Origin of the sequence: Flavobacterium sp. CF108 (genome assembly GCF_900129795.1) — a bacterium.
In the GTDB taxonomy this organism is placed as follows: domain Bacteria; phylum Bacteroidota; class Bacteroidia; order Flavobacteriales; family Flavobacteriaceae; genus Flavobacterium.
The window spans coordinates 509115-533795 of record NZ_FQWW01000003.1 but is presented as its reverse complement, the minus strand read 5'-3'; the positions used below and the strand labels follow the sequence as shown (position 1 = coordinate 533795).

Genomic DNA, 24681 nt, shown 5'->3' with positions numbered 1-24681 from the left:
TTACAAAAAACTTAGTATATCTCGTTTAATTAATTATATTTGAATCGATTACGAACCCCAAATTCTATCCCCAAATGAAACAATTTTTAAAACTATCAATGTTAACCTTCATTGTTACGCAGCCTGGTATTGGCAAAAAATACAATGATGCTTTAATTTCAAAAAACTCAGAAATAAATTTTGCAAAAACGCAAAAAAGAGGAATTAAAAAAGACAACATTATTTATTATGTTGAAAATGATTTACAAACCATATCAGCCTACAAAAGAAGTAAATTGAAATGGCAGACCAATGTAATTTCTGTTTGCGGAAAACCAAAAGTGGGGCAACCTGAAATAAGATATGTAGGATATAATACAAACAAACTGCTTATCGTTATCGGAAAACATAATTTTGCAGAAATTGATATCAATAATGGTGAAACAAAATTTGTTGGTTAAGATAAAAAAACAAAGCAATCTTTAATCTAAGTTTCTAAAATATACATTTTTAATCTACCCTTTTTCAGTTTTGGAAAAGGGTATTTTTTTGATATCTGTAGAAATCTATTTTTATTTTTTAAATGGATATATTTGACTGTAACAAAAAATAACTAAAAACATGAAGCATATTTTTATTTTCATTTTTTTCTTTTCAACGATCATATCTTTCCCTCAATCCAAAAAAAACCTTCATCTCATTCCTTCACAAAACAATACCAAAGCCTCAACTAAAGTTTACTCAAATAAAGTAAACGACAAAAACTTAAACATATATATAAAGCCTAGTAGTAATTCTAATACTTTTAAAGATATTTTGCCCATATTAACATTATTGCTTGGTATTTTTATTAATAGAAGTATTGATTTTTTAACAGATAGAAAAAGAATCAAAAAACATGGTGAAAGATGGAAAATTGAACTTAATTCACTTGAAACTCCTATTAACAAGCAGAATGAGATTATAAAAACATTTTTAATTGAACACGAAAAAGAAAAGGCCGAAGTTCCTCAAATGACTATATATTCTTCCTTGGATTGTAAAACTTTCGACTCTTTGGACAAACCTGAATTAATAAAATATCTTGAAAAGTATAGATCTAAAAAATACAGTGAGTCAATAAAAATATCAAATAAGATTCAAGCTTTCATAAGTATACAAAAAGGAATATTTGAAAATTTAAATATAAAATTTAAAGATTATTTACGTGAAATTTCTCTTCACACAACAAGCCTAAATAATAATCTTCAAGAATTACATCGAATTTTTGGAGACTATGCTGTGGAAATTGATAAGGAAATTGGCAAAAGCTCAATAAACGATGATAGAGTAAAACCTATATTAATATTGTTTGAAAATGAGATAATCCCTTATCGAGAAAATGCTTTATACAATATATACCATATTGATGATAAATTTTATAAGCCTTTAATAGGTATCTTAACTCAACTTAGACATGACGATAGGACTAAACCACTGATAACCTCAGTTAGGCAAGGAATGATCTCGATAAATTATATTAAAAATGAAAAATACTATTTAAAAGTGAATTTAGAATCAACAATTACTCAATATACTCAACAAGCTAAGGAATTAGAAATAATTCTAAAAGAACTAAAATAAAAGCTACATTAAATAAATAGTTTATTCAAAATCTTCAACAAATGAAACTCATAGCTTGGAATTGCAACATGGCATTCAGAAAAAAAGCAGAATTCATTCTAGCCCACAATCCTGATATTGCTGTAATTTCTGAGTGTGAAAATCCTGAAAAATTAAAGTTTCCAATCGGAACACAATTACCAAACGATATTCTTTGGTACGGAACAAATCCACACAAAGGGATTGGCGTTTTCTCTTATAGCGATTATCGATTTCAATTGCTGGATTGTCATAATCCAAATTTCAAAAACATTTTACCAATAGCCGTTACTGGCGGAAAATTAGATTTTATCTTATTTGCAATCTGGGCCAATAATCCTGAAGATAAAGACGGACAATATGTAACCCAGGTTTGGAAAGCAATTAATTATTATGAAAATCTAATTAAAGAAACCAAAACCATTTTAATTGGAGATTTCAACAGCAATACCATTTGGGATAAACCACGAAGAGAAGGAAATCATACAACTGTTGTAAACAAATTGGGAGACAAGAATATTTTTAGTACTTATCATAAATATTTTAATCAAATGCAAGGCAAAGAAGAGCATCCAACTTTATATCTTTATAGACACGAAAACAAACCGTATCATCTGGATTACTGCTTTGCTTCAAATGATTTTATTGAAACTCTGGAAAGTGTCGAAATAGGAACTTATCAAGACTGGACTGCACTTAGTGACCACAAACCTTTAATAATTAAATTTAATATATAAACCATGAACAATTGGACTCAGCGATGGGACAACCGTTATAGCAGCGAAGAATTTGCGTACGGCGAAGAACCCAACAATTACTTAAAAGATCAACTGGAAAAACTAAATTCCGGCTCTATTCTTTTTCCTGCCGAAGGCGAAGGACGAAATGCCATTTTTGCAGCAAAATTAGGCTGGAACGTTTCGGCTTTTGATATTAGCGAAGAAGGAAAAAACAAAGCCATTCGTCTTGCCGAAAACAACAATGTTTCAATTGATTATCAAGTTGGCGAATTAGAAACGCTGGATTTTCAGAAAGAACAATTTGATGCGATTGCTTTAATTTATGCTCATTTTCCGGCAGAAATTAAATCGGCAATTCACAAACATCTTGATAAATTATTAAACAAAAATGGGATTATTATTTTTGAAGCTTTCAGCAAAAAGCATTTAGAATATCTTGCTGTAAATGAAAAAGTAGGCGGGCCAAAAGATATCGAATCTCTATTTTCTATAGAAGAAATCAAATCCGATTTTCCTAATTATGAAATCATCGAATTAGAAGAAAAAGAAATCGAACTCAACGAAGGGTTATTTCATAACGGAAAAGGTTCTGTTATTCGATTTGTTGGAAGAAAAAATAACTAATTTACAAATGTTGAGACGCACAGCAGTACGTCTCAACAGAACATCTCAATTAAATTCAAATTAATTTTTATACTTCATTCCCATATCTTCAATAGAGAATTTGTCCGTCAATAAATGCAGCAATTTATCTCTTAAAGCAATATATTCAGGCATCTTCACGATTTCAATTTTGTTTCTTGGTCTGGGTAAATGCACTTCTACAATTTCTTTTATGGTTGATGCCGGACCATTATTCAATACCACAATTCTATCAGATAAAAACAACGCTTCTTCAATATCATGCGTAATCATTATGATTGTTTTTTCTCTGTTGTCTAAGTTCCATAATTTCAAAACTTCCAATTGCATTGATCCTTTTGTTAAGGCATCTAAAGCTCCAAAAGGCTCATCCAAAAGCAATACTCCCGGATTGATTGCAAAAGCCCTCGCAATAGCAACACGTTGTTTCATTCCGCCCGAAAGTTGTCCCGGCAGTTTATTTTTATGTTCGAATAAATTCACCATTTTAAGATTCTGAATCACAATCTCGTGTTTTTCTTTTTTGGAACATTTCATAACCGAATCGACAGCCTGAAAGATATTCTCCTCTACTGTTAACCAAGGTAAAAGCGAGTAATTCTGAAAAACGATTCCGCGATCCGGTCCCGGTCCTTTTATTTTTTGACTGGCTAATTCGACAGAACCTCCAGTTGGTGTCAGCATGCCGCCAATAGCATTCATAATAGTCGATTTTCCACAGCCCGAATGCCCTATAATCGAAATGATTTCTCCTTTTTGAATGGATAAATTAATATCGCGAACAGCGATGTATTTCCCTTTTGGAGTTGGAAATGATATCTCTAAATTTTTGATTTCTAAATAACTCATATATATAATTTTAGATTGTTGATTTTAGATTTTAGATTTCTGATGGTTTCAAAATTTCAGGTTTCAGCAAAACCCTTTGAACCTTTGTACCTTTGCTTCTTTGAACCTTCACCTACGGTTTATACGCTACTTTATTTTCTACATAAGTGAAAAATTTATCAAATAATAAACCAACTATTCCAATAATGATTATAGCAGAAATTACTTTTTCTAAACTTAAGGCATTCCAGCTGTCCCATACAAAAAATCCTATTCCGGCACCGCCTGAAAGCATTTCTCCTGCTACAATTACAAGCCACGCCACGCTGATGCTCAAACGCAATCCGGTAATAATATGAGGCAAACTAAACGGAATTAAAATTTTAGTGAGATAACGCATCTTAGAAAAACCGAACGCTTTTGCTACATTTTTATGATCCTGAGGGATTGAAGCGATTCCAAAAGAAGTATTGATTAAAGTCGACCATAAAGACGTAATGAAAACGATAAAAATCGTTGCCAAGCCGGTATCTTTAAAAACGACCAATCCAATGGGAAACCATGCCAAAGGCGAAACTGGTTTTAAAAGCTGAACAATTGGGTACATAATTTGTTTGCAAATCGTACTCGCTCCCATCAAAATCCCAATTGGGATTGCAACTAAAGAACCTAATAAAAAGCCCGATAAAACGGTTTTTATTGAATTGAATAATTGCAGTCCGATTCCTTTATCGTTGGGGCCATAATCATAAAACGGATCACTTAGCATTTCTTTTAAAACTGTAAAGGTGGCCAAAGGTCCAGGGAGTGCCTCTTTAGTATAAAAACTCAATAAACTCCAAAAACCAATAAACAAAGCAATTCCGATTCCTGCAAAACCAGTTGATTTTAGTTTAATAGAAATTGAATTTAAAATCAATTTCCATTTCTCATTTTTTCCGGCATCCATTGCGGTGTTTTCTATCAAAACTTCTGTTTGATCCGCGATATCGTTTAGCGTTAAAGTATCTTTATTAGACATGATATTCTGATTTAAATTTGAAAATTATTTTTTAACCACTTTTAAATAAGCCTCCGGATTTGAAGGATCAAAAACTGTTTTATCCATCGTTAGCGAGAAAGGTTTCATATCATCATTTGGCACTTTTACTTTCATACTTTTAGCCACTTCTTCGTATAAATCCTGTAAAATCAGTTTGTCGGCAATTGCTTTATAATTTGGGGCTTCTTTCAAATACCCAAATCGAACATATTGTGCCATTGCCCAAATCGCGTATGATTTTCTAGGATAATTAACCAAACCGCCTTTGTAAAACAGCATATAATCTTTAGTATAAACTTCTGTTCCCTGATTGCAGCCCAAATCGTAATTTCCCATTAATCTATTTTCGATAACATCTGCAGGAGCATTTACATAAGGTACTTTCCCTATTATTGCAGCCGCTTTTTTGCGATTTGCCGGATTGTCCAGCCAAATACAAGCTTCCAGAACAGCTTTCATTACTTTTACAAGATCAGTTCTGCGTTTTTCACTAAATTCCTTATTAACAACCAAAGCTTTTTCGGGATGATCTTTCCAGATATCTTGTGAAGCGATTTGTGTAAAACCAATTCCTTGTTTTACTGCAACACCGCCCCAAGGCTCGCCTACGCAATAACCATCCATATTTCCAACTTTCATGTTTGCTACCATCTGAGGCGGTGGAATCGTAATAATTTTAGATGTTTTTTGATTTACACCAGCAATAGCCATCCAGTTTCTTAGCCATAAATCGTGTGTTCCTCCAGGAAAAGTCATGGCAAAAGTCACTTCTTTTTCTGCCTTAAGTTTGGCCGCCACAACAGGTGCAACTTTATTCATTTGTTTAAAACCTACTTTCCCGCAAAAATCATTCGAAAGTGTTATGGCCTGACCGTTAACATTCAGCATCATGGCGATTTTCATTTCAGAACCTGCTTTCCCTCCTACCCCGGTATAAACCGAAAACGGCATTGAATACAGACAGTGCGCCCCGTCTAATTCACCGGTTAAAATTTTATCACGAACATTGGCCCATGAAGATTCTTTGGTTACCACTACTTCAACTCCATACTTTTTAAACAATCCTAATTCTTTTGCCATTACAATTGGAGAACAATCTGTTAACGGAATAAATCCAAGTTTTACAGGATCATTTTGAGCTGTAACTTCTGTAAAAGAAACGGCTAAAACGAGTATTAAAGTCAGTACTATTCTTTTAAAAACTTCAGTTGTATTTATCTGTATATTTTTCATTTTTACAAATTTTAAATGTTGTTGATTATTATTTTTTAGCTAAAAAATTGGGTTTGATATTTAGCATTACATAAGCAAACTGTGGGTTTAAATCAGCATTGGCAATATTTTTAACCGCTGCAGAAGCCATAGAATTTGTGGCTTTCATGAAAGAATAACCTGCTTCGATATTGATGATTTTGGTTAAATTGTATTTTACAAGTAAATCAAGTTCGGTTCCTAAATAAGAATTTAGTTTTCCACCAGCACCATTAGATAAAGTATTTGCCGACTCAAAACCGTGGATATCCAATGCTAAACTTAGATTATCTTTGGCGTTATATTTTATTTTGAAGAAGTAATTCAGCAAACCTTGTTTTCCAAAACCGCTTGCAGCATAAAAATAATCCATGCTTCCCCAGAATTTATGAGGTGTTCCGTAAAGTGGATCAAAGCGATTGTCTTTTGAATCGGCCGTAACTGTTTTTGTTCCGTCATCTCCAGATAAAAAGTCAACTCCGGGACCAATAAACAATTTTCTTCCTACTTGTAATGTTGACGTAATCGAAAACAAATTGGCGTTTAGTGATCGTCCGTCTTTATTTTTTCCGCCTTGATAATAGTAACTTCCAGTTAAATTTAATTTTCGGGTTACATTGGTATTGAAGTAAATTCCTGTTGTATTTCGGCTCCAAACTCCTGTTCCGTTTACTTTTGTAGTGACTGGAGGAGTTCCGGCAGTCGTTAAAGTATATTTGTTGAAATCATCTTTGAAAAATAAAAAGGACAAGTCGCCAAAGAAGAATTTTCTCCCCACATAAGCATATTGAAACGACTTGTACATTGTGCCAATTCCGTTAGTTCCTGCACCATAAGCTGGATTTGTACCATTGTAAATTGTTCCTGTATTATTTTCTTTATTCTGATTAAAAGCAGCCCCAACATCTGCAATCCAGCCTTTATTGGCAAATTTAAAGACGATCGCATCATGACGTCTTCCTTGTTGCAGCCAATCTAAACTTCCCAAGACTTTTTGATCGTCATAAGCAATTTCCTGACGTCCTGCTTTTATAGACAGATTCTGAATTGTACTTACAGTATCATTCAAAAAAATCTCTGCCCAGGCTTCATGCAATAAAATTCCGTTATTCGCTTCTGTCGTTGTTCTGTTGATAGAGGAAGCATCTTGTCCCCAAACACGAACATCTTGCAAAGCCGTAAAAATTTTAAATCTATATCCAGAATATCCCGCATTTAATCTTGTTCTCTGACTTGTAAATAAAGCCGCTTTATCGCCTTCTTGCTGCAAAGTTCCTTGTCCGGCGCGCACTTCAACACGGTCTCTTAATTGACCTGTAAGTGTAAATTGTGCTTTTGCTTCATAGATTCCCAAAAACGTAAATACAAAACCTAATAGGATAGATTTCGAAAGTTTTGATAAAAAATTAATGCTGTGTGTTTTTAATATAGGATTGGTTAACTTGTTCATAATAATATGTTTTGATTGGTTATGGAGCAAATTTATATACGTATTAATACTTAAGTACAACACTTATACCATATCAAAACATTTTTTTTAACCCAAAAAAAGCGTTTGAAACTCAATTTGTTTTCTGCGTTTTCGCATGACTTTGGCGCCAGACTCTGTAAAATAAGAGGTTTCTGGAATTACGTAATTAAACTTAATTCGATAATGAGAGAATTAGATAATTGTTGGAATGGTGAAAAAGAAGCAAGATGCAAGATGTAAGATGCAAGATGTAAGATGCAAGATGTAAGATGCAAGATGTAAGATGCAAGATGTAAGATGTAAGATGCAAGATGAGAGATGCAAGATGAGGGATGAGAGATGAATGGAGAATGTGATTGCAATGGTTATTTAGCGAACCTGAAACCTGAAACCTGAAACCTGAAACATGAAACTTGAAACAACCTCAACCCCCTAAAAATACTTATGTTCCATTATTTCTGACTGAAGTTTAGCAATAGTAAGAATACCAATTCTTTTGCCGACTGTTTTGATAAGTGCTTCTTTTTTAAGACTTGAGAGAACGCGAATAACCTGTTCTTCAGTAGTTCCAGCGAAGTCTGCGATTTCTTTTCTTGAAAGCTCTATTTCAATTAAACCGTTTATTTGCCCAAATTTTCGGTGAATGTACAATAGCAAATCGATTACGCGCTCACGTACATTCATATGGGCAATTTTACGTATATTGTTTTCGCTTTTATTGAGTTCATCAGCATAAAACAACATTAAGGCATAAGTAAATTCAGGAACATTTTGAAGAATTTCCATCATGGTTTCATTGCTGAAATTACACAAAACTGTATCTTCCAAAGCATAAGCACCAATCAGATAGCGTTTGCTGGTACCGAAACCACGAAAACCAACTGTGTCTCCATTTTTAGTAAGACGAACAATTTGTTCTCTACCGTTAATTCCGGTTTTAACTGTTTTTACTTTTCCTTTACAAATAAAATAAAGGCCTTGAATTGGAGCTCCTTCGATAATAAACTGCTGCGATTTTTTGCAAACAAAACTATGTTTCTTCTGAACATATTGTTTCATTTGTTCCAGATGCAGATGTTTTTTAATAAAACAGTTTTCGTTGGCGCAGGAATAACAAATGGCTTGCTCGTCTTTCATGAGTCCTAAATTTTAATCGATTTAAAAACTAATTTGTTGTTCCTCATTTATTTTCATCAAAAATAGAAAAATAATTTCTAAAAATACGTATTTATACGTAAAAATACTTATTTTTGTATAAGTGATTTATATAAATCTCTGCAGATTCAAGAAATAGTATCTAAAAAAGAGCTGTAATGCAAAATACCAAAATCAAAACTACCTGTTCCTATTGTGGCGTTGGCTGCGGCATAATCATAACCAACGATGCCAAAAACGGCGTAATGGTAGAAGGCGACAAAGATCATCCGGTTAATAAAGGAATGTTATGTTCTAAAGGAATGAATCTGCATTATGTAGTAAATGATACTTCAGACAGAATTTTATATCCTGAAATGCGCGGCAGTAAATCTTATCCGCTGGAACGTGTGAGTTGGGATACTGCACTTGATCGCGCTGCCGCTGTTTTCTCTTCTATTATAAAAAAACATGGTCCTGACAGCGTTGGATTTTATATTTCGGGACAATGTTTAACCGAGGAATATTATCTGGTAAATAAACTCGTAAAAGGTTTTTTGAAAACCAATAATATAGATACCAATTCCCGACTTTGCATGAGTTCTGCTGTTGTGGGATATAAAAAAACGTTTGGAGAAGATTCTGTTCCAATTGCTTACGATGATATTGAACTTGCCGATACACTTTTAATTACCGGTGCAAATCCGGCTTGGTGTCATCCCATTTTATTCAGACGAATTGAAAAGCACAAAGAAAAAAATCCGAAAACAAAAATAATCGTAATTGATCCGAGACGAACAGATACAGCCGCTTTTGCCGATATACATTTACAGATTATTCCCGGATCAGACATTATTTTATATCATGCCATCGCCAAACGCATTATCGAAAAAGGATATGTAGATCATGATTTCGTAAAAAATCACGCAGAAAATTTCAAACAATATAAAGACCTAGTTTTAGGAACTTCTTTAGAAAAAGCTTCTAAACTCTGCGGAATTCCGGTAAACGATATTAAACTCGCCGCCGATACTATCGGAAAAGCAAAAGGTTTCCTTTCTTTTTGGGCAATGGGATTAAACCAAAGTGCTGTTGGCGTTGATAAAAACACCGCTTTACTAAATTTATCTTTATTAACAGGACAAGTTGGAAAACCGGGTTCTGGACCATTTTCGTTAACTGGACAGCCTAATGCCATGGGCGGACGTGAAGTTGGCGGCATGGCAACACTTTTGGCCGCACACAAAGATATTGCAAATCCAGAGCACCGTAAAGAAGTAGCTGATTTTTGGGGCGTTGACGAACTTTCAGACAAACCGGGTTTAACGGCAACCGAAATGTTCGACGCTTTAGAATCTGGAAAAATGAAAGCCGTTTGGATTATTTGTACCAATCCATTAGTAAGTTTACCAGATTCCAGAAGAATTGAAAAAGCACTTCAAAACGCTAAATTCGTAGTTGTTCAGGATATTTCGCATAACGCCGATACCGCAAAATTTGCAGACTTACTTTTGCCAGCAGCCGGATGGTTAGAGAAAGAAGGAACAATGACGAACTCAGAACGTCGTATTTCTTATCTTTCAAAAGGAATAAATGCACCCGGAGAAGCACTTCCGGATATTGAAATTTTAATTCGTTTTGCTAAAAAAATGAATTTTCACGGTTTCAATTTCAATAGTGCCGAAGAAATCTACAAAGAACATTGTGCGCTTACTAAAGGCACAAACATCGATATTTCATTTTTAAATTATCATCGTCTAAAAACCGAAGGTACTTTTCAATGGCCCGTTCCAGATTACGGACATCCAGGAACTCCCCGCCTATTTACGGATAAAAAATTCTATACACCATCACAAAAAGCCATTTTTAACCTTCCGGTTTCAATAGAAAATACATCGGTACAGCCAAATGCTGAATTTCCGTTTATTTTAACAACGGGAAGAATTCGCGATCAATGGCATACCATGACAAAAACCGGAAAAGTATCAAGATTGCTGACTCATATCCCGAGTCCGGTTTTAGAAATAAATCCAATTGATGCTTTTAAAAATGAAATTAAAAATGGTGATATTGTTACCGTTACAAGTAAAAATGGCGAAGTTCGTGTAAAAGCAAAAGTAACCGATTCCATTAAAGAAAAAGTCGTTTTCCTGCCCATGCATTGGGGAAAACAACTCGAAAATGATTTAAACCGAACCAACAATTTAACCAATACAGTTGTTGATCCAGTTTCAAAAGAACCTGATTTTAAATTCACAACTGTTTCGATTACGAAATATGTAAAACCATTTCAAAAAATCGCAATTGTGGGTGCCGGTGCAGCTTCTTTTAGGTTCATTCAAAACTATCGTGAATTCAATACAACCGATGAAATTATTGTTTTTTCGAATGAAATAAATCCGTTTTACAATCGTGTTTTACTGCCGGAATATATGACAGGAGAATTCACTTGGGAACAGCTTTTAAAAGTAAAAGACGGCGAAGCTCTAAACAAGCTCAACATTACCATGAAAGCTGGAGTTGCGATTGATAAAATAGATACAGTCAATAAAATTATAAAAGACAATTTAGGCGAAACACATACTTTCGACTCGTTAATTTTAGCCACCGGTAGCCGTCCTTTTATTCCAGAAAATGCACAACTTCATCTACCGGGCCGATTTACAGTACGAAGAAAAGAAGATGCAGATCGGTTAAAAAAACATCTTGACAGCACCAATCTTCCGCCCGAAGAACAACATGTTGTCATTATTGGCGGAGGTTTATTAGGATTAGAATTGGCTGCCGCTTTAAAACATAAAAAAGTAAAAACAACCATAATTCAAAGAGCTTCTCGCTTAATGGAACGTCAGCTCGATTTAATTTCCAGTAAATTATTGGCCGAAGAAGTACAACTTCGTGATATTCAGATTTATTTTGATAACGAAGTCAGCACCGTTTTTGAAACTGATAATCCAAACGAAATTGAAATCGCACTGAAAAGCGGCAGAATCATTACCGCTAATGCCATTGTATATACCATCGGAACAATTCCAAATATAGAAATTGCAAGAGAAAGCGGTCTTTCCTGCGGGCGCGGGGTAAAAGTGAATCAGTATTTACAAACCTCAAATCCAGATATTTTTGCGATTGGAGAAATAGCCGAATTCAATAATAAATTATTCGGAATCACTTCTGCCGCCGAAGAACAGGCCGATATTCTGGCCAACTTTTTAGCGGGAGATATCAGCAGTTATTATAAAGGTTCCGTTTTGATGAATATTTTAAAACTCGAAGATTTAAATCTTTGCAGTATTGGCGATATCGAAATTCCTGAAAATGACGATTCATTTGAAGAAATTGTTTTTGCCGATTTGAAAAAACGCTATTACAAAAAATGCATCGTAAAAGATGATTTACTTGTAGGCGCTATTTTAATGGGCGATAAAAACGAGTTTGCCGAATTCAAAACAATGATCGAAAGCAAAATCGAATTATCAGACAAACGAAATTTATTATTAAGAGGAAGCTCAAACGCAAAACCTGTTTTAGGAAAACTAGTTTGTTCCTGCAGTCAGGTTGGAGCCGGAAACATCGAAGAAACAATCAAAAGCGGCGTAAATAATTTTACCGATTTATGCAAAAACACAGGCGCCGGCTTAGGCTGCGGAAGCTGTAAAACAGAGGTTAAAGAGATATTGGCGAAGTGTAAAGTTTAGTTAATTTTGTTTCAGGTTTCATGTTTCAAGTTACTTTTCTTTGAACATAAATTTTACTGCAAAGTTCACAAAGGTTTTTCGCAAAGTTCGCAAAGCTGTATACAAAGCTTTAACGTATTGCTTTGTGAGCTTTTAATAGAAAACAATTTTACACACAGAATATAAACCTTTAAAAACTTTGCGAAAAACCTTTGTGAACTTTGCGTTTAAATCAACACAATCCAGCAACGTGAAACCTGAAACTTGAAACCTAAAACAAAAAAAATGGAGTTAACAAGATTAATAGTAAAAGGAGGCGTTATTTCGCCGGGAGAATTGAGAGAAGTCGTTAATATGGCTGCAGATCAAGGACTGGATTCTATTTCATTTGGATCGAGACAGGATATTATTTTCCCGAAAGGGTTTAAATCTTTGGATAAAACTGCTTTAGGCAAACATCATTTTGTTTATCCTGATCAAAAAAGCGGGAATAATATAGTTTCGTCATATGTTTCGACCGATATTTTCAGAAATACCAATTGGCTTACCGGGAATAAATTCCTTTATATATTAGAGCTTTTTAAAGAACAGCCAAAACTTAAAGTCAATATAAACGATCCAAAGCAGCAATTGGTTCCGTTGTTTACAGGGCATTTAAATTTTATTGCTTCAGAACACGAAGATTATTGGTACCTATATATTCGTTTACCAAAATGGGAACGTATGGAAGTTTATCCTGTCTTGATTTACAGCTGGGATATTGCCAAATTTTATTACGAAATCGAAAAAATTACTGCCGAAGAATCTATAGGAATCGATTTGATTTTTAACCTCGTAAGTGAGGCTTTAGATACCAATAACAGAACAATCGACAAACCTTTGAACATTCCCTTTTATCCATTTCCGTATTATGAAGGAATGAACAGAATGGGAATCGATCAATATTGGCTGGGGCTTTATTGGCGAAATAATCTATATGACCTCGATTTCCTAAAAGAAATGTGCGATTTGTGTTTCGACTGTAAAATCGGGAAAATCTGTATTACGCCCTGGAAATCATTTATCATAAAAGGAATCCCAAAAGATCGAAAATTAGAATGGGAAAAATTTTTAGGCAAAAGAGGAATCAATGTTCGCCATTCCCTATTAGAACTCAACTGGCATTTACCCGTTGCAATGGAATGGGCCTTGAATCTGAAAACATTTTTAGTCCGTACGCTCGATCAGTTTGACATTAGTACTTATGGATTGAATTTCGGAATATCCGAATACAATCGTGACGGACATTATTTTACTTCTATCGTAATTGAAAAAAATGAACTTCCTGCCGCTTTAGAATCCATTAAAATTCGCGATACCTATAATGTATTATATGCAAAAAATTTCGATCCAAATACCCGTGAATATATTGTGCATTCCCAAGACATTGACAAACTCGAACTGCCAACGATTTTAATTGAATTAAGCCGAAAATATTTCGACGAACTCGGTAATGCAGCAACAGAATCCATCGAAAAAACTCAAAAAAAAGAGAAACCACAACAAGATATTTACCAATGCCTGGAATGCTTAACGCTTTATAAATCAGAATTTGGAGATGAAAGCCAAGGTATTCCAAAAGGTATTTTATTTATAGATTTAGGCGAAGATTATTGCTGTTCCTTATGCGAAGCCCCAAAAAGTAACTTCAAAATTCTGGACACAAGCGATAACGAACTGACGAAGTAAATTGCAGAGAATTAATATTTATCAGAATAATTTTTAGGAGCTAATCCCGCTGTCCTTCCAAATCTTTTGTGCCGAACCCCGGCACAAAAGGATTTTCCCTCCCATCGGGGCTAGGACATTCGTTTTCAAAAGAAACATCAAGTAAAATACATTTTACGTCTTATTATTTACAATTCACTTTTTACCTCTCACTTTTTAACAATATTCCGCATTTATACAGCAATTTCTTCTATTTTTTCATGTAGAATTGTTAAGAGATTTCAAGTTTTAATTTTACTAAAAAAATTAAACATTTAACATTCAAACGTTTAACTCTTAATTTTAACAAAAAACTTAACATTGGGAGACTTGTTTTATAGTTATCTTTACTTAACCATAAATTAACAATTTGATCACATTGTTATTAATAATCCTCATTTAAAAGCACATTTATATGGAAAACAAGAACGAAGAAGTAACTCCAGAGAAAATCGATTCACCTACAACAGAAAATATTCAGCCAGCTGCAGAAAATGCAAAAGCTGAAGATAAAACACCAGCAAAAGCACCTGCTAAACCTGCTCCAGTTAAAACTGCGACAACGGCTAAACCTGCAGCTACAACAGCAAAACCTGCTGTAACTGCAAAACCTGCTGCAACAACTGTAAAAAAACCAGCAGCTACAGCAAAAGCTCCGGCAGCATCTGTTTCAAAAACAGCTGTAACTACAGCAAAACCGGCAGCACGTAGAGCTCCTGCTAAAAAAGTATTGACTCCAACTATTAAACCGGAAGCAGTAAAAACAGTCGTTACAAAAACTACTGTTACTGATGCTAAAGAAGAAAACACAAGCGGAACAACTACAACTGTAGAAACTGCTAAAGATAAATCTGATAAAAAAGTAAAGAAAGTGAAAGACACAGAAAAGGACAAAGCGAAAAAGAAATTAGCTAAGAAAAAAGAGAAAGCTAAAAAAGACAAACTGAAAGAAAAAGCTAAGAAAGCGAAATTAAAAGCTGCAGCTAAGAAAAAAGAAAAAGCGAAAAAAGCAAAAGATAAAGCGAAAGCGAAAAAAATTGCTAAAAAGAAAGTTAAGTCTAAAAAGAAGGCTAAAGCTAAAAATAAAAAATAATATCTAAGAAAGGTTTGACTTTAATAAAGTTGAACCTTTTTTTATGCAGTCATTGCGAGGAACGAAGCAACCGCACTAGCAATAAGTAACGTTGTTCATAATAGTGAGATTGCTTCGTTCCTCGCAAGGACAAAGCACTGCGGTTAAAGGCTTCGACTTCGCTCAGCCTGACAATACCTGTGTCACCCTGAACGAAGTCGAAGGGCTTTTTGCAATGAGCAGTAATTATATAAACCTCACCAACATTCTGTCATCCTGAGCGAAGTCGAAGGACTACCCCCCAATCGCAATCATACTACGATTATCAAAATGTTTGGCAGGATCATTCATTTCATCAATCGTTACCATTCCCGCGCGGACTTTCTTTTTATTTTGAACAGATTCAGAAATCAAATTTGTAATCGATTCGCCATTTCTATAAGGCGTTAAAAGATCCGTTTCAGAGTTTGAGAAAAGGCAGTTTTTTATTTTTCCATCCGCAGTTAAACGAATTCGGTTACAGCTGTCACAAAACGGGTTTGTAATCGAACTTATAATTCCGAAATCACCTTGAAAACCTTTTATTTTATACGTTCTGGCCGTAAAGTTTTTTTCATCTTCCAGTTTTTGAATTTCATCTTCTGCAAAATTATTTCCTACCAAAGATAAAATCTCATTTTGAGAAACCATTTTGCTTCTGTCCCATTCATTTCCAGCAAAAGGCATGAACTCAATAAACCGAACTGAAATAGGCAGAAACTGTGTCAGCTTAACAAAATCGACAATTTCGTTATCATTAAAACCTTTCATTAAAACGACATTTACTTTCACCTGAAAATCATGATTTAAAAGCAAATGCAGATTATCAACCACTTTTTCAAACTGATTTCTGAGCGTTATAGAATGGAATTTAGACGAAACCAAAGTATCTAAACTCAAATTGATCTTTTTGACTTTAAACTGCTTTAAAACGTCTATATGACGATCGATTAAAATTCCGTTTGTAGTTATCGAAAGTGAAATATTTAAATCAGCTAATTTTGCGATTATCTCCGGAAAGTCTTTTCGTAAAAGTGGTTCTCCGCCTGTTAATCTAATTTTGTCAACACCATTTTGTGCGAAAGTCTGAGCGATACCAAAAATCTCGTCGGCCGTCATTAAACTGGCTTTAGGAGAAAGCGCAATTCCGTCAGCCGGCATGCAGTACGTACAACGCAGATTGCATTTTTCCAGCAGCGAAATGCGCAGGTAATTATGCCTGCGCCCAAAAACATCCGTCAAAATTGTGTTAGAGGCTGTCATGATTTTTTCCTTTTAAAATATGAAAGACGTGCATTACATGCGGAAAAACAGCGTCCATCGATTCTCTCGCTCCATTTGTTGAGCCCGGCAAAGCCAAAACTAAACTTTTACCCAAAGTTCCCGCCACAGTTCTCGAAAGCATGGCATATGGCATTCTCTGCTGTCCGTAATCGCGAATTGCTTCTTCGATTCCCGGAATTCTGCTTTCTAAAATTGGCGACAAAGCTTCCGGTGTAACATCTCTTGGAGACAATCCCGTTCCGCCTGTAAAAATTACCAGCTGATTATCTTTTGCGTAAGCTTTTGTTTTTTCCTGAATAATATCCAATTCATCAGGAATAATTTCATAATGCGAAGTTTCAACTCCATATGAATCTAATTTTTCCACAATAATTTTTCCAGATCTGTCTTCTTTATCTCCTGCAAAAATCGAATCAGAACAAACAAAAACTGCTGCCTTTATCGCATACGGAAATTTATTTTTGAAAGAAGATTTTCCACCTTCTTTATTAATCAGTTTAATGGTTGAAATTTCGATTTCTTTATCAATTGGTTTCAACATATCATACATCGTCAATGCCACAATCGATGCGCCGTGCATGGCTTCAACCTCAACTCCGGTTTTATAAACGGTTTTTACATTAAAGATAATCTGAATCTCCAAATCTTCAATTTTATATTCAACCGAAGTAAATTCAATTGGAAGCGGGTGACAATCCGGAATCGATAAATGAGTATTTTTTACCGCAAATAATCCTGCCGTTTTTGCCATTTCGAGCACATTCCCTTTCGGAACTAAATTATTCACCACGGCATCAATGGTTTCTTGTCTGCTGACTTTCACAATTGCTGTTGCGGTTGCTTTTCTTAATGTGCTTATTTTATGCGTAATATCTACCATTCTGTTTTATTAGGTATTTTGTTTCCAGGTGAATGTATCGTTTTCAAACATTTCTTTACCAAAAATCGGCACATCAGTTTTAATCCAGTTTACAATAGCTTCTGTTGCTTCATAAACTTGTTTGCGACGTGTTGCCGAAACAAACACAAACAAACAAATTTCACCTGCTTTTACAACGCCTAAACTGTGGTAAATGTGCATACAGGTCAAATCGAATTTAGCGAAAGCTTTTTCGCGAATGGTGTGCAAAGCTTCATTCGCCATATCAGTATAAGCCGAATAATCAATCGCCACGACTGTATTGTCGTGAATTACATCGGCACGAACTTGTCCTAAAAAAATATTGTGCGCCCCAATTGTATGTTTCGATTGGTGTTTCGCAATCGACTCGGCTATAAATTCAGGAGAAATTGGCCCTTCTACAAATACATTTTTACTCATTTTTTATGTTTTTTTTTGCCACAGATTATATGGATTAAAATGATTTTTTTCTTTTGCCACGAATTACACTAATTTCCACTAATTTTTATTCTCAAAAATCAAAAAATTAATTCGTGAAAATTCGTGTAATTCGTGGCAAACAACTTTATACAAAATAATTCAAAAATCCTTTTAATCTGTGTAATCTGTAGCTATAAATTTATTTCAATTGCTAATAATTGTTTCATCGCTAAAACACCGCCAGCAATACTTTTTATATTTTTAAATTGATGTTTTTGAAGTAATTCTGCTGCTATTTTACTTCTAATTCCGGATTGACAGAAAATATAAATCGTTTGGTTTTTATCCAGTTTTTCAATTTCATTTTCTAGATACTGCAAAGGAATCTGGATTTGATTTTTTAAACTGATTTTTGGCAGTTCTTCTTCGTTTCTAACATCCAAAAATAAAACAGCATCATTATTTATTTCATCCAAAATCGATTCAAAATTGACTTCTTCAACTTCAGATTTATTATATTTTTCTTCAAATGATTCTCGGCTTATTAACTGGAAATCACTTTTATCGAAATCATATTTTTGCTGTTCGTTATTCAGGATATTATAAACCAATATTTTTCCGCTTAAAACTTCTCCAATTCCCAGAATCATTTTCAGGACTTCATTTGCCTGAAGCATTCCGATAATTCCAACCGAAATTCCTATTACTCCGGCATCTTCGCAGTTTAATGCGTTATTGTTTTCATCTGGATATAAACATCGATATGTTGGTCCGTTTTGATAATTGAAAACCGAAACTTGCCCCTGAAATCTAAAAATAGATCCGTAAACCATTGATTTATTGGTTAACAGGCAAGCATCATTTATTAAATATTTAATCGAAATATTATCTGTTGCATCAACAACAATATCATATTTTTCAAATAACGAAATGGCATTTTTACCTGATAATTTTTCAGCAAAAGCGTTGACTTTTATCAGCGGATTCAATTCTGAAATCATCAATTTTGCTTCTTCAACTTTAGATTTTCCAACAGCTGAGCTTTTGTAAATAACTTGTCTGTGCAAATTTGAAATCTCAATAACATCATCATCTACAATTCCTATTTCTCCAACTCCGGCTGCAGCCAAATAAGGCAGAATTGCTGCGCCCAAACCTCCGGCACCAATAACCAAAACTTTAGATTTCGATAATTTGTACTGACCATCCTCTCCTATTTCAGGAAGAATCATTTGTCGGTTATATCGGTTTGATGCACTCATAAATTAATTTTTATCCTCCCGCAAACGGCGGTAATAAAGCAACAATATCATTGGTCTGCAAATCGTATGCTGCTGCTTTTGAAACTATTTTTTGATTTATTGCTACGCTGAAAGAAAGCGATTCAAATTGATATTTCTCATCTAAATCACGTAATAAATCTTGCAGTGAAACTTCAGAAAAAGCTACTTTTTCGAACTCACATTTTGTCTTTTCGGCAACAGCTCCAAAATATTTAACCTCAATCATTTTTATAAATTTAAATTCTGAAAAATGAATTCATCTTCAAAATGTTCCTGAAAATAGGAAATCCAGCTTGAAGTATTTCTAACCACTTCGCCAATCACAATAATTGCGGGCGATGATATATTTTTTTCAGCAACCAATTTAGTGATTGTATTGATAGTTCCAATCACTTTTTGTTCTGAATTTTTTGTTCCGTTTTGAATAATTGCGATGGGTAAATCGTCATTTCTGTTTTCCTGATAAATCGAAATTATTTCGTTCAATTTATGCATTCCCATCAAAATAACTACCGTTGCCGCCGATTTTGACGCCAAAAGAACATCTTTAGATAATTTATGATCTGAAGTTGTTCCGGTAATGACCCAGAAACTTTCGGCTACTTTACGCTGTGTCAAACTAATTCCAACCGAAGCTGGAACGCCTAAAGCAGATGAAATTCCGGGAACAATAGCGGTTTCGATACCGAAATCTTCTGCAAACCCGATTTCTTCGCTACCTCTTCCAAAAACAAACGGATCTCCGCCTTTTAATCTTACCACATGCCCATGACTTTTGGCCATCGAAACAATCAAATCATTAATTTGATCTTGTGTGTAAGCGTGGCAGCCTAATCGTTTTCCAACAAAAATAATTTCTGCATTTGATGCATATTCTAACAATTCTTCGTTGACCAAAGCATCGTACAAAACTACATCGGCACTTTTTAAAGCTTTAATCGCTTTCATCGTAATCAATTCAACGTCCCCTGGGCCTGCGCCAACAATCGTTAATTTTGGTGTTTTTAAGTTTTGCATAATCTTTAACTTAAATTGATATTCAGGTCATTTAATTCGTCGGCCGAATTAATATTCGTCAAATGAAAGTTTTCACTTTCTTCTATATTCAAAATTTGATGCGGCACTTTAGCCAATAAATCCATCATTTTTAATTCATCTGAATCAATCGCATTTTTAATAATCGGAACAATTTTTTTTGAATAAATCCCAATTAATGGATGCGTTTTACTTTCTGAAGCAAAAACGGTTATTCCGGCTTCTTCTGTATGTTTTGAAATTAATTCGCTTAACAATTCGGTTGAAATCAACGGAATATCACAGCTTAAAATCAAATTAAATTCGGTTTCAGAATAGGATAAAGCGGTATAAATTCCGCCTAAAGGACCTTTATCTGAAATAATATCCGGTATTTTTTCATACGGCAGATAATCGTATTCTTTTGATGCCGTAATCAGTTTTATTTGTTCTGTAATGGGCAAAATCGCCTTAATTATATGTTCGATAAATGGTTTTTCCTGAAACAGCACTAATCCTTTTTCAGACTGCATTCTGGAGCTTTTTCCACCGCAAAGAATAAATGTTGTTAATGTTTCCATATCTTTTTTGTTTCAGGTTTTCTTTTATTTATTCTGCCACAGATTTCACAGATTAAACAGATTATTTTAAAATGCTTTGTCTTGATTCTTTTGCCACGAATTACACAAATTTCCACGAATTAATTTTTTGATTTTGCGAATAAAAATTTGTGATAATTCGTGCAATTCGTGGCAAATAAAAATCCTTTAAATCTGTGAAATCTGTGGCAAAGTTTTGCGAACTTAACTTTACTATTTCTATTAACCGCTTTTACAAAACCTTGCGTACTTTGCGGTTAATTCTAATTTAATATTTTCAAGGAAAAATCAATTTGACGCTTGCCATCAAAATAACCGTTCCTAAAACCATTTTTAATGTTCTGTTGGAGAAAGAACCACTTCCGTAAAATCCACCTAACATTCCTCCTACAACTGCAATTGGAACTAAGTAAAAACTTTCCATCGGGATTGTTTTTCCTCCTAAAAAGAATCCTAACATTCCTGCAGTTGAATTCACAAAAATGAATAAACTCGAAACCGCTGCCGATTCTTTTACTGATGCCCATCCTAAAAACAATAAAATCGGACTCAGGATAATTCCGCCGCCAATTCCTAACATTCCTGACAATAAACCTATCGCAAAACCAATTACCAATGCAATTGGGAGATTGACTTTTACTTCTTCTTTTTCTTTAAAATTAAATACTCCAAACAATCTCAATGCTGCGAAAACCAATACAATTCCTAAAACTATTTTATAAATCGCATTATCTAAAGTTATAAAACCGCCAATAAATGCTGCCGGAATTGAGGCAATGGCAAACGGATAAAAAAGCTTTGGTTTGAAATAATTCTTTCGATAATAAAACAAAAATGATATACTCGAAACAAACAAATTCAATAACAAAGCCGATGGTTTCATAATCGAAATTGGGAAAGCAAAAATGCTCATCAATGCCAAATATCCAGAAGCACCGCCATGACCAACACTAGAATATAAAAACGCAATAACGATTAGTGCAAAACTGAATAGTACTATATTTTCGGAACTTAATAGGTTCATTATTTTTTTGTTTCAAGTTTTCTTTGTTTCAGGTTTCAAGTTGCCAAGCTGTATGTTTTATATTACATACTGCTTTTCATCCTTAATCCCAAAAATCTATTTTCTATACTCTTTATTCTATTTTCTAAAAATCTAAAATCAACAATCTAAAATCTAAAATCTAAAATCTAAAATTTCTTAATCTATCGGCAATAACGTTACTAATTGTCCTTTTTTATATTCCTGAATATCTTCCGGTACAATAAGTAAACTGTTGGCAACGGCAAAAGTGTTGAGCATTGCAGAACTTTGTCCGTCGAGAACGGTGACTTTTGTTTCGTCGTATTTTGCTTTTAAGAATAATGTTTTTCCTGTCGTATTCTTAATATCCGAATTTAATTTTCGAACTACTTTTGTTTTATGAATTTCCGAAAATCCTAATTTGTTTTTAATTGCGGGCGAAACATAAATGTAAAAATTCGTCAGCGATGAAGCTGGATTTCCAGGTAATGCAAAAACTAAAGTTTCATTTTTTGAGCCAAAAAACATTGGTTTTCCGGGTCTTTGATTGATTTTATAAAACAATTCCTGAACACCGTTTTGCAATAAAGCTTCTTTTACAAAATCATAATCTCCAACTGAAATTCCACCGGAAATTAAAACGACATCGTATTTTTTCAGAATACTTTTAAGCGCATTTTTTGTCGCTTTTAAATTATCCTTTACTCTGTAAACTTTTGTTTTTTTGATTCCGATAGTTTCAAGAGCCGCTTCCAGCATAAATGAATTACTTTCGAAAATTTTTCCTTTTTTAAGCTTTTTCCCCGGTTGTACTAATTCGTTTCCGGTAACTAAAATGGCCACTTTCGGTTTTTTGTAAACCTCAACTTCTGTGATTCCTAAACAAGCCAGAAATCCAATTGCTGCGGGCGTGATTAAAGTATTGGCTTCAAAAACTACTTCATCTTTCGCAATTTGTTCTCCTTTTGGACGAACGTTTGACAATTTTTCAGGCATTGTGGCAATCAAAATTGAATCTTTATTTGCCATTACATGTTCCTGCATTACAACTGTATCTGCATTATCGGGAACAAAAGCGCCTGTAAATATTCGAATTGCTTCTGTATTTTTTAGCTTTATGTTTGAATGATCTCCAGCCTGCGAAGTTCCAATAATATCGTATTGATGTCGAATACTGTGCGTAAATGCATATCCATCCATTGCTGACTGACGAAACGGCGGCATGTCGATTGGCGAAATTACTTTTTCTGCCAAAACATATCCTAACGCTTTGCTAACCGGAATTAGCTTTGTGGGCATTTTTTTGCTGTTCGCCTCAATAATCGCTATAGCATCTTCTACTTTAATCATTCGTGTTATTTTTACAAGCAAAAAATACTTATTACAAATATAAGTATTTTTACTTAGTTAAATCAATTAAGTACCTAAATTTTTTAAAAATATAAATTTAGCTTAATTCTTTTAAATACCGAGCGAAAAAATCAAATAGCTTTTAAAGTTGAAGTGTTTGATTTACTTTCTTTTAAAATTACCTTTTGGAAGGTAATATAACCATGCAAAACCAATAAAAAATAGTATCGCAGAAGCTATAAAGGCAGGAATTAATATTTCCTTGTTATTTTCTAATGCATTATTTAAGGATGCATATAAAAGCCAGATTTGAATGCTGACGTTTAAAATCAGAATAAAAATAAGTGTCGAAAGTATATTGTTCAGCTTATTAGGGTTAGCGCGATTTTGGCTTCGTCTAAAAGTACTCATATTTATAAATTTTAATTATACAGTTTAGCTGTCTTTTTTTTCTATCATTGCTTTTACAAAAACAGCATTTTCTTTAAATATCACTTCTAACTGTGGTAAAGCTCTTGGCGGCGGACCTGCAAGCACATCACCTGTCATGGCATCAAAAGAACCTTCATGACAAGGACAATGAATTATTCCGGTTCCGGGTTTGTAAAATACGGAACACGAAAGATGCGTACATTTTTGTTCGTAAGCTCTAAATTCACCGCTTTCTAAATGAATTAATATATACGGAATTGTACTTCCTTCTAAAACAAAACCGCGAGTTCCGCCTACGGGAACATCTTCTTTATTGCAGATAAAATGTTCGCCTTGTACTTCTTCTTTCGGTAATAAAAAGGCTTTTGCGGTTACAAATCCGCTTCCAACCATTAATCCGCCGGAAACAAAAGTCAGGAATTTAGCAAAATCGCGTCGGCTGACCTGAGTTGATTCCTGTTTTTTTATGGGGAAATCTTTTTTCCAGTTTTGATTTAAATTATCTTCTTTTGACATGATTCTGGTTTAATAAATTCTTAATTCTGTACTGCCTTTTGGCATCATGATATTGACTTTTGTTTTGACTTTTTCCTGTCCAAAAATAAAGTTGTTTATTGGCGTACTATTTGGTCTCATTTCTTCGATTTGTTCTCTTGTTCCGTAAAACAACGCTCCACTTGGACAAACTGTAGCACACATTGGTTTTTTGCCTACGCTTGTTCTGTCGTAACACATCGTGCATTTCATCATCAAATCGTATTCTTCGACTTTCTTCGGCACTCCAAAAGGACAAGCCATAACGCAGTTCGAACATCCTATACATCTTTCCGTATTTGCAGTATGTACTATACCAAATTCGTCTTGCGAAATGGCATCGGCAGGGCAGACATTGGCGCAAACCGGATCTTCGCAGTGCATACAAACCTGAACTGTGGTTTGAATTGTCGACGAACGATCTACATAATTTACGCTTATTAAAGTTTGCTGGCCGTTGGTTTCACATTCGGCACAGGCCATTTCACAGGCTTTACAGCCAATACAGCGCTGCATATCTACAAAAAACTCTTCGTTTGTATTAAAATTGGTCAAATTCATAACTTCCTTTTATATAG

General features: G+C 34.2%; 24 protein-coding genes. 7 read left to right on the top strand and 17 right to left on the bottom strand.

The window, feature by feature from the left end:
• Positions 1 to 74 precede the first annotated feature (74 nt).
• The 4 genes from BUE10_RS11020 (at position 75) to BUE10_RS11005 (ending at position 2984) form a co-directional block, all read left to right on the top strand.
• The gene (locus BUE10_RS11020; protein WP_073485029.1) at positions 75 to 440 is read left to right on the top strand and encodes a hypothetical protein; all 366 of its coding nucleotides are present in this window, start codon (positions 75 to 77) and stop codon (positions 438 to 440) included.
• A gap of 160 nt (positions 441 to 600) precedes the next feature.
• Positions 601 to 1602, top strand: a complete 1002-nt coding sequence (locus BUE10_RS11015; protein WP_073485027.1) for a hypothetical protein — start codon at positions 601 to 603, stop codon at positions 1600 to 1602.
• A 41-nt stretch (positions 1603 to 1643) separates the two neighbouring features.
• On the top strand, positions 1644 to 2357 hold the full coding sequence (locus BUE10_RS11010; protein ID WP_073485025.1) for an exonuclease/endonuclease/phosphatase family protein: 714 nt from the start codon (positions 1644 to 1646) through the stop codon (positions 2355 to 2357).
• A 3-nt stretch (positions 2358 to 2360) separates the two neighbouring features.
• Positions 2361 to 2984 (top strand): class I SAM-dependent methyltransferase, encoded by a 624-nt coding sequence (locus tag BUE10_RS11005; protein ID WP_073485023.1) that lies wholly within the window; start codon positions 2361 to 2363, stop codon positions 2982 to 2984.
• A 60-nt stretch (positions 2985 to 3044) separates the two neighbouring features.
• On the opposite strand, the gene BUE10_RS11000 is transcribed toward BUE10_RS11005, so the two are convergent.
• The 5 genes from BUE10_RS11000 to BUE10_RS10980 all read right to left on the bottom strand — a co-directional run bounded on the left by BUE10_RS11000 (position 3045) and on the right by BUE10_RS10980 (position 8731).
• Positions 3045 to 3851 carry an ABC transporter ATP-binding protein gene (locus BUE10_RS11000; RefSeq protein ID WP_073485022.1) on the bottom strand — a complete coding sequence of 269 codons (807 nt, stop codon included), beginning with the start codon at positions 3849 to 3851 and terminating at the stop codon, positions 3045 to 3047.
• A 112-nt stretch (positions 3852 to 3963) separates the two neighbouring features.
• Positions 3964 to 4851: a nitrate ABC transporter permease gene (gene ntrB, locus BUE10_RS10995; protein WP_083598037.1), complete on the bottom strand. Its 888-nt coding sequence runs from the start codon at positions 4849 to 4851 to the stop codon at positions 3964 to 3966.
• A 24-nt stretch (positions 4852 to 4875) separates the two neighbouring features.
• Positions 4876 to 6105 carry a CmpA/NrtA family ABC transporter substrate-binding protein gene (locus tag BUE10_RS10990; RefSeq protein WP_073485020.1) on the bottom strand — a complete coding sequence of 410 codons (1230 nt, stop codon included), beginning with the start codon at positions 6103 to 6105 and terminating at the stop codon, positions 4876 to 4878.
• Between the two features lie 28 nt (positions 6106 to 6133).
• The gene (locus BUE10_RS10985) at positions 6134 to 7573 is read right to left on the bottom strand and encodes an alginate export family protein (protein ID WP_073485018.1); all 1440 of its coding nucleotides are present in this window, start codon (positions 7571 to 7573) and stop codon (positions 6134 to 6136) included.
• 453 nt (positions 7574 to 8026) lie between these two features.
• On the bottom strand, positions 8027 to 8731 hold the full coding sequence (locus tag BUE10_RS10980; RefSeq protein WP_073485016.1) for a Crp/Fnr family transcriptional regulator: 705 nt from the start codon (positions 8729 to 8731) through the stop codon (positions 8027 to 8029).
• 176 nt (positions 8732 to 8907) lie between these two features.
• On the opposite strand from BUE10_RS10980, the gene BUE10_RS10975 reads away from it, so the two are divergent.
• From BUE10_RS10975 to BUE10_RS10965, 3 genes are all read left to right on the top strand, one after another.
• Positions 8908 to 12426, top strand: coding sequence for a nitrate reductase (locus tag BUE10_RS10975; RefSeq protein WP_073485014.1), 3519 nt, complete (start codon positions 8908 to 8910; stop codon positions 12424 to 12426).
• A gap of 264 nt (positions 12427 to 12690) precedes the next feature.
• Complete coding sequence (locus BUE10_RS10970) at positions 12691 to 14133, top strand: rubredoxin (RefSeq protein WP_073485275.1); 1443 nt, start codon at positions 12691 to 12693, stop codon at positions 14131 to 14133.
• A gap of 433 nt (positions 14134 to 14566) precedes the next feature.
• The gene (locus tag BUE10_RS10965) at positions 14567 to 15244 is read left to right on the top strand and encodes a hypothetical protein (RefSeq protein WP_073485012.1); all 678 of its coding nucleotides are present in this window, start codon (positions 14567 to 14569) and stop codon (positions 15242 to 15244) included.
• A 273-nt stretch (positions 15245 to 15517) separates the two neighbouring features.
• Here BUE10_RS10965 and moaA read toward each other — a convergent pair whose 3' ends face one another.
• From moaA to BUE10_RS10905, 12 genes are all read right to left on the bottom strand, one after another.
• Positions 15518 to 16525: a GTP 3',8-cyclase MoaA gene (gene moaA / locus BUE10_RS10960; protein ID WP_073485011.1), complete on the bottom strand. Its 1008-nt coding sequence runs from the start codon at positions 16523 to 16525 to the stop codon at positions 15518 to 15520.
• On the bottom strand, positions 16512 to 17426 hold the full coding sequence (moaCB, locus tag BUE10_RS10955; protein WP_073485009.1) for a bifunctional molybdenum cofactor biosynthesis protein MoaC/MoaB: 915 nt from the start codon (positions 17424 to 17426) through the stop codon (positions 16512 to 16514). The genes moaA and moaCB overlap by 14 nt, the downstream gene beginning before the upstream one ends.
• Before the next feature lie 9 nt (positions 17427 to 17435).
• Positions 17436 to 17867 carry a molybdenum cofactor biosynthesis protein MoaE gene (locus tag BUE10_RS10950; RefSeq protein ID WP_007807486.1) on the bottom strand — a complete coding sequence of 144 codons (432 nt, stop codon included), beginning with the start codon at positions 17865 to 17867 and terminating at the stop codon, positions 17436 to 17438.
• A 191-nt stretch (positions 17868 to 18058) separates the two neighbouring features.
• Positions 18059 to 19129, bottom strand: coding sequence for a HesA/MoeB/ThiF family protein (gene moeB / locus BUE10_RS10945; protein ID WP_073485007.1), 1071 nt, complete (start codon positions 19127 to 19129; stop codon positions 18059 to 18061).
• A 10-nt stretch (positions 19130 to 19139) separates the two neighbouring features.
• Positions 19140 to 19376, bottom strand: coding sequence for a MoaD/ThiS family protein (locus BUE10_RS10940; protein ID WP_073485005.1), 237 nt, complete (start codon positions 19374 to 19376; stop codon positions 19140 to 19142).
• Between the two features lie 2 nt (positions 19377 to 19378).
• Positions 19379 to 20167 carry a uroporphyrinogen-III C-methyltransferase gene (gene cobA, locus BUE10_RS10935; RefSeq protein WP_073485003.1) on the bottom strand — a complete coding sequence of 263 codons (789 nt, stop codon included), beginning with the start codon at positions 20165 to 20167 and terminating at the stop codon, positions 19379 to 19381.
• Positions 20168 to 20172: 5 nt separating this feature from the next.
• Positions 20173 to 20745 (bottom strand): molybdenum cofactor guanylyltransferase, encoded by a 573-nt coding sequence (locus BUE10_RS10930; protein WP_073485001.1) that lies wholly within the window; start codon positions 20743 to 20745, stop codon positions 20173 to 20175.
• A gap of 295 nt (positions 20746 to 21040) precedes the next feature.
• Positions 21041 to 21787, bottom strand: coding sequence for a sulfite exporter TauE/SafE family protein (locus BUE10_RS10925; protein WP_073485000.1), 747 nt, complete (start codon positions 21785 to 21787; stop codon positions 21041 to 21043).
• A gap of 177 nt (positions 21788 to 21964) precedes the next feature.
• Complete coding sequence (gene glp, locus BUE10_RS10920; RefSeq protein WP_073484998.1) at positions 21965 to 23137, bottom strand: molybdopterin molybdotransferase MoeA; 1173 nt, start codon at positions 23135 to 23137, stop codon at positions 21965 to 21967.
• Between the two features lie 162 nt (positions 23138 to 23299).
• Entirely contained in the window at positions 23300 to 23548 is a 249-nt protein-coding gene (locus BUE10_RS10915) for a DUF6755 family protein (RefSeq protein WP_053470284.1), read from the bottom strand.
• Between the two features lie 24 nt (positions 23549 to 23572).
• Positions 23573 to 24085, bottom strand: a complete 513-nt coding sequence (locus BUE10_RS10910) for a Rieske (2Fe-2S) protein (RefSeq protein ID WP_073484996.1) — start codon at positions 24083 to 24085, stop codon at positions 23573 to 23575.
• A gap of 9 nt (positions 24086 to 24094) precedes the next feature.
• The gene (locus BUE10_RS10905; protein WP_073484995.1) at positions 24095 to 24664 is read right to left on the bottom strand and encodes a 4Fe-4S dicluster domain-containing protein; all 570 of its coding nucleotides are present in this window, start codon (positions 24662 to 24664) and stop codon (positions 24095 to 24097) included.
• Positions 24665 to 24681: the final 17 nt, after the last annotated feature.